Raw genomic sequence first — 7510 nt, forward strand, 5'->3', positions numbered from 1 at the left:
GGACGTCGTGGCCGAGCCGGGGCGTGCCGCCGCCGATCCCGTCGCCGACGGGGCGGGCGTGGACGGCGCCCCGCGGCCGGCGCCGGCCGAGCCGGCCGCCCGACCGGACCTGCCGCACATCGACGACCCACGGCAGGTGCTGGCCGGCGCCGGCGAGGTGCCGGCTGCCCACCGGGAGCTGTGGGACGCCCACCGGGCCGCCCTCGACGCCCGGCACGACGTGCTCGAGCTCGACCGGCAGCTGGTCCGGGCCGAGGCCGACCAGCGGGCCGGCGTCGACGGCGCGGCGGACCGGCTGACCGAGCTGCGCGGCCGACTGGACCAAGCCGAGCAGCGGCTGCGGGAGCGGGTCGAGCAGGTCGACCGGACGCTGGGCCGGGAGGCGGACGACTACCGGCGCGCTGCCAGCCTGCTGCGCGACCGTGCCGGCGACCTGCGGTACGTGGGGCGGGTCGACGACGGTCACCGGTTGGAGGCTCGGGCCCAGCGGCTGCACCAGGCGGAATGGGCGCTGCGCAACGCGCAGGGCATCCACCTGCGGGCCAACGAGCGGATGGACGAGGCCCGCGAGTTCCTGCGCGAGCAGGAGCTGCTGCGCGCGGCGGGTGTCGAGGAGACCCACCCGGACGTCGTCGACTCCGGGGTGATCGCCGACCAGGAGTGGCACGGCGCCGCCGGCCTCACCGAACGCTTCGCCGACAAGCTCCGTACCTCGATCGACCGGCTCGACGAGGTCCGTGACACCGAGGACCGGGCCGCCTGGCTGCCCGAGGTCGCCGACGCCCCCGAGGCGGGTACGCCGCGGTCTGTCGGGGATTCGAGGGACCGGTTCGAGGGCCTGTTGGCCGGGCACGAGGCGCATCGGGCGGCGGTCGACGAGATCAGCCGTACCGCCGTGGCCACCGCCGGTGTGCGCGCCGAACTGCACGCCGCCGACGAAACGCTGACCCGGCTGCACGCCGATCCCGACGCCGATCCGGCCGCGGTGGAGGCGGCCCAGCGGGAACGCGACGAGGCCGCGGTCCGGTTGGCCGACGCGCAGGTGCGCGAGTTCGTCGCGAGCCGCTCGGTGTACGCGCCGGCCGAGCGGTACGCGCGACTGTCGGCCGACGCGATCGAGCGGCACCGCGCGGCGCGAACCGCGGCCGAGGAACACGCGACCGAGCTGCGCGAGCGGGCCGCCGAGGCGGACGCGGAACTCGGCGCCCTGCCCGCCGACCACCCGGACCGGGCCGCGCGCGCCGACCAGGTCGCCGAGCTGCGTACCACGGCCGACCGGCTGGACCGGGTCGCCGAGTCGCTGCGCGAGGTGGAGACCGAGCTGGTCGCCGCCGACGCCCAGCACCGCGGTTCGCTCGCCGCCGGGCGCGAGGCGGAGCTGACCGCGATCGACCACGAGCACCAGGCGAGGGCCGCGTCGGACCCGGCCGAGCGGGCACGACACGAGGGCCTCGCCGAGCAGGCACGCGACCGGGCGGCGAACGAGCGGGCGGTGGCCGACGAGGCGGACCGGGCGCTGCGTGCGGCGCTGGACCGGGCGACCGACGCGCTGGCCGAAGCCCGTACGCACGATCCGGAGCCGGGGCCGGAGCGCGGCACCGAGGAGACCCCGGCGGCCGCGCCGCCCGACCGGGCGGCGGAGACCGACCCGAACCGCCCGACCCGGCTCGCGTCGACCACCGAGATCGACGACTCGGTGCGGCGGATGCTCGACCTGCTGGGCGGATCCCGGGCAAGTTCGGTGCTCGATCACCTCCTCGGCCGGATCGGTCTCGGTGATCCGGAGTCGGCCCGCGGCGACCGTGCCAGCGTCCGGCTCGACCAGCTGCTGGGCAAGATCGGTCTGGGCCGGGCGGCGAACTGGGTACGGCAGGCCGAGCGGTCGGCGTTCGAGCAGGTGGTGGCCGAGCGGTACCTGTCGGGGGAGCACGGCGACGAGGCGCGCTACATCGCCCGGGCCCGCGGCTGGGACGGCACCGAGGTGCGGACCAGGATCGAGCGCGGGCCGCTGCCGCCGGGGCGGATCGCCGAGGTCCGGGCCCATCCGGAGAACGGCGAGCCGGGTGTCATCGTGGTCTCCGACCGGATCCAGGTCGAGAGCCGGCAGGAACTCGACCTGATCGTGCTGCGCGAGGTGGGCGACGCGCTGGTCGACATGCACACCCGCGCGGTCGACGGGCCGAACGGGCCGCGGGCCGACCACCGGGGGCTGAGCCAGTGGTGGCACCACCGGGTGCGTACGTCCGGCGACAGTCTCAGCGCGCACCGCAAGCCCGACTGGTACATGCCCCGGTTGACGCAACGTGACCGGCAGCAGATCAACTACCTCGACCGGGTGCTCGAGCTGCACCGCACCGCCGTCGAGGACCTCGGCCGGCTTGGCGAGGCGGGCACCGACGCCGACCGCCGGCGGCTCGAGCACGTCCGCGATCTGACCGACCGGGAGGCCGGCCGGCTCGCCCGCGAGCTGGGCGTGCACCAGTCGGATCGGGCGCTGTCGATGGTCACCCACCGGCTCACCTCGGAGCACGGCACCGAGGTGGTACGCCAGCACGCCGAACGGCTCGCCGCCGAGGACGAGGCGCGGCGCCAGCGCCCGGCACTGGCCAGCGGCGACGTCCGGTCCGCGCCGGGTGAGGTGCCGGCGTGGCGGCGGATGGCCGAGGCGGTCACCCCGACGGAGGCGCCGCGTCCGGCGGCCGCACCGGACGCCGCGGTGGGCGAGCCCCGCCGTACCCCTGGGGTGCCGGACGCCCACGACCTCGCCCGGGCGGTGTCGACCGCGGACGGTGCGCGCGAGCTGCTCGCGGCGCCGGCCGAGCACGGGAGCCAGGCCGGCGACGCGGTCGCCCGGGTCGACTGGGCCACCGACCCGGACACCGGGATCCGCTCCGACCGGCTGCTCACCGTGACCACCCGGCAGGGCCGTACCGAGCAGGTCGACATCGGTGACGTCCTGGCCGACGTCGCCGGCCGGATCACCGACCCGACGGTGGACGCCGAGCTGGTTTCCCGGCTCGGGCAACGCATCGACGCCGTGCTCGACCTGCATCACGAACCGGTGATCGGCGCCCTCGACGCGCTGGCCGACCTGCACGCCCAGACGCCGGACGCGGCGCACACCCCGATCGAGTCGCGGTTCGACCAGCTGCTGCACGAGGCCGGGGTGCACGGCGACGACATGGCCCGCCGGCTGCTGCGGGCCGAGCTGCGGCCGCCGGCGCGCGACCTGCTGGATCGCCTCTACCGGGACACGCCGGTCGAGCAGGTGACCGAGCCGGTCCCGGACGCCACCGGCCAGCTGCCGCCGGTACCGGCCGAGGTGCGCGCCGCGCTGCCCGACGCGCTCGCGGCGCTGGAGGGCCCGGCCGGGCGGCATCCGCTGGCCCGGGCGTACCTGAGCGCGGCCGGCGACCGGGTCATCGGCCTGAGCCACGACGGCCGCCGGGCCGAGGTGGCGATCCCGCACGTCGCGGCCGATCCGGCGGTCACCGGGCCGCACCACGAGCGGGTGCCGGCGCTGGTCACCGAGGCGCTGGCCCGGCGGTTCGCGACCGAGCTCGGGCTGTCCCGCGGCGACTGGGCCGAGCTGTCCGGCAACCCCGAGCTGGCCAGCCGGTCGGTGCGGTTCGAGGCGCTGGCCCGGCTGCACGAGCAGTCGTACGGCACGCAGCGAGACGCGGTGGAGCGCCGCATCGCCGGCCTGCTCACCGAGCTGGGGCTGCGCGACGACCTGCGGGACGCCGACCGGCTGCGGGTGGAGTTCGTCAAGCCGCTCGGCGGGTACGAGCGGGCGCTGCTGGAGCACTTCGGGGCGGCGCCGCGCGAGGTGGAGCTGGCGAGCCCGCCGGCCGAGCACCTGCGCCTGGTCGCCGCCGTGGACGCCGTGGTGGCAGAGCTCGGCGCCGACGGTACCGGCCTGGTCCGGCGCGCCGAGCTGGTGGACGGTGCGACGGTGCGGGTGTGGCCGCTGGACGGGCGACCCATCGAGGTCGGCCTGCCGGAGCCGCACGAGTCGGTGACCGCCGCGGCCGCCGAACCGCTGACCGACGTGGACGTTCGCGTCGCCCGCGAGCGGTACGAGGAGCTTGCGCTCACGACGGTCGGTGAGGCGATCGGCCGGGCGCTCGCCGAGGACGCGTCGGGCCGGCTGGCCAGCTGGCCGCCGGAGCAGCGGGCGCTGCTGACCGAGGTGGGTGGTCAGCACGGCCGCGCCGCGGCGCACGCCCGGCTGACCGAGCGCGCGGCCGAGGCGCGCCGGGCCGGCGACGACGTGGAGGCGGCCCGGCTCGATGCGGCCCGGCACGCGCTGGCCGAGGAGCTGCGGCAGCGGGCGGCGGACACCGGCCTGACCGACCGGACCGGCAACGAGCCGCGACTGGTGCAGGCCAGGTCGATGCTGCCGGGCGAGCTGCGCCGGATCGTCGACGAGGTGCGGCACGAGGATCTGCGCGACGGGCTGGACGGTCGGTACGACGAGTCGGTCCGCGACGACGTGGCGACCGCGGCGCGGGCGCTGGCCGGCGACGGGCCGGGGCATCCGGTCCGCTCGGTCGGCCTCGACGAGGGCCGGCTGCGGCTGCGGACCGCCGACGGCCGCGACGTCCACGTCGACCCGCGCCGGGTGCTCGACGACATCGCCGCGCAGGGCCGCTCGCCGGAGCGCACGGTGGCCGCGGTCGAACGGCTCGCCGCGGCCGTCGAGGAGGCGGTGCGCCCGCAGGATGCGGACCCGGCGCACCGGCGGGCCAGCACGCTGTCCGCGCTGGCCGAGACCGCCGGCCGCGGTGAGCTGCCGGCGGAGGTACGGGACGCGGCCCGGCAGCGGTTCGCCGAGGTGGCGGCGGAGGGCGCGGTGGACCGCGGCGAGCTGCCGGCGGCCGCCCGCCGGCTGCTGGCCGACGGCGCCGATCGCGGCGCCACCGTCGAGGAGATCAGCCTGGCCGCCGAGGGGCTGACGGCGAACGAGGCCGCGTTCTTCGGCACCGTCCGCGAGCTGCTGCCGGATCTGGTCGGGCCGGACCGGCACGAGCTTGCCGCCGGGCTGCGGCTGAACGCCGACGGGTCGCTGGAGGTCACCCGGCATCGGGGCCGCACGACCCGGGTCGAGCTGTTCGACCGGGCCAACCGGGAACTGCCGGCCGACGACGCCGGGCGACGGGTCGCGGTCACCAGGGTCCTCGCCGAGGCGGTGGCCGAGGCCAGGCAGCGCCCACCGCGACTGTTCTCCCGGGTGGTCCACCCGGACCGGCGGCACGACCACATCCTGTGGAACGAGCCGTCGAAGGGCTGGCTGCCGCGTACCGTGCAGCGGCTGAAGTTCACCACCCCGCACGACGCGGTGCGGCTGGCCGAGCTGCGCGCCCTCGGCCGGCTGCACGAGACCGCCGACGCGGCGACCCGGGACCGCATCGAGGAGGCGCTGCGGGACCGGGCGCTGACCGAGGGCACCGACGGCGCCGACCCGCGGCGGGAGTGGGTGGCCGACCGGGTCAGCGACGAGACCTGGCGGCTGCTCGCCGAGGTGAACGACGGCCACGACCTGCCACCGCAGTACGAGGTCGTCCGGGTTCTCGGCGAGGGCATCGACGGCCTGCGGATCGCGCCGCGCACCGAGCGGGACCCGTCGCTGCCGCACTTGGCGGACGTCCGCGGCCCGCACGACCTGCTGCCCCAGCGCGCGGTGAACAGCCTGTTCAGCGTCCGACCCGAGCAGCACGGGATGAGCCGCCTGCTGGCGTCCATCGACCCCGGCATCGAGGTACGGGTCGAGATCGGGCACGTCGAGTCCGACGCGCTGTTCCACGGCGAGCTGGTCCGGTTCGACAGCGCGGAACGCGACGTGCCGGAGGCGCTCGCCGACGCCCGCCAGGTCTCTCCCGGGTACTTCAAGCTGACGGTGCGGGAGGACTGGCCGGGCGGCATCTCCGCCGAGCACATTCGGCGGGAGCTCAACCGGCAGCTCGCGGACATGCTCGCCACCGAGCGCACCCCGAGCCGGCTGCCGTCGGTCCGCAAGATGCTCGCGACCGAGATCGCCGGGCCGCTGGCCAAGGTGTCCGTGATGACCGGCGCGCTGCTGTCCGGCTATCTTCCGCTGGCCCAGGGCACCGGTTCGTTCACCGCGGGTCTGCTGGGCCTGTTCGTCAGCGGCCCGGTGCTGGTGCACTACCTGCGGCACACCATCGACAACGTGCAGACCATGCTGCGCGAGCAGCGCACCGGCTGGAGCGACCAGGACCCTCGGACCCACCTGCACCGTGACCTCGCCGCCCTGCGCGACGTCGCGGATCCCCGGCTGGCCGCCCGGGGGATGCGGGCCGAGCTGCCGGCCGGGACCGAGTCGGGCCGGCCGGAGCTGGCCGGAGCACGCCCGGACGGCGAGGCGCCGCAGCGTCCGGCGGCCGAAGCACGCCCCGACGGCGAGACCCGTCCGGATGGCGAGGCGCGGCCCGACGGCGAGACCCGTCCGGATGGCGAGGCGCGGCCGGATGGCGAGGCGCGGCCCGATGGCGAGGCGCGGCCGGACGGTGAGGCGCGGCCGGACGGCGAGGCGCGGCCCGACGGTGCCGCACATCGTCCGGATCCCGGCACCGACGTCGCACGACGGCCGGACGGCGAGCTGCTCACCCCGCAGGAACGCGAACGGCTCGTCGAGGCCGGCCGTACCGCCGCCGTCACGGCACTCGACGAGCACCGGGTGGAGCACGTTCGCGCGCACGCCGACCGGGACGGGACGCTCGTCCTGCGCCGCGACCCGGTCCGGTCGGACGAGCCGCGCCCGGCTGATGGCTGGGTGGACGCGAACACCGTCCGACCGCACGACCCCGCATCGGCGGAAGGCGGCTCCCGGCCGGACACCGCGGCCCACCCGGACGGTGCGGCCGGCCCGGACGGTGCGGCTCACCCGGACACCGCCGCGCGGCCGGACGGTGCGACGCACCAGGACGGGTGGCGGCATCGGCTGGTCAGCCGGGTGTCCCCGCGAGTGAAGGTGCGGTTCGAGGTGGCCGGGCCGGGCGATCCGGCGACCCGGCGGATCGGTACCAACGAACACGTCGTCTTCGTGCCGCGCGAGCTGCCGGCCGGCAAGACGATGGAAGACGTCATGCGCGACCGGCTGGCCGAGGTCATGTCGTCCGAGCGGCAGCTCGTGCAGAAGTTCCAGACCCTGCGCACGAAGCTCACCGTCAACTCGTTGTGGGGCGGGATCACCGGCGGTGCGCTGGCCGCTCTGCTGGTGCACGCGAACGCGCCGCAGCTCGGCTTCAGCCTGCTCGCGGCCGAGTTCGCCGGCCGGTGGGTCGGTACCACGGTCAAGCACTGGTCGGAGCGGATGTTCGAGGCGGCGGACATGTCCGCGGGCGCCCGCGAGGGCGAGCTGAGCCGCGCGGTCTCCCCGGAGGAGACGTCGAACGGCGCCACCGAACTGCGCGAGTACATCGAGAAGCTGGCCTGGAAGGCGGGCCTGGACGAGGACGCCATCCGGGTGCACACCGGCGCCGCGAGC

General features: G+C 76.6%; 1 pseudogene. It reads left to right on the top strand.

From position 1 onward, the window contains the following. Positions 1–7510, top strand: a pseudogene (locus NUM_RS15000) (hypothetical protein); the annotation flags it as partial.

This window comes from Actinocatenispora comari (assembly GCF_017312725.1).
Classification (GTDB): domain Bacteria; phylum Actinomycetota; class Actinomycetes; order Mycobacteriales; family Micromonosporaceae; genus Actinocatenispora; species Actinocatenispora comari.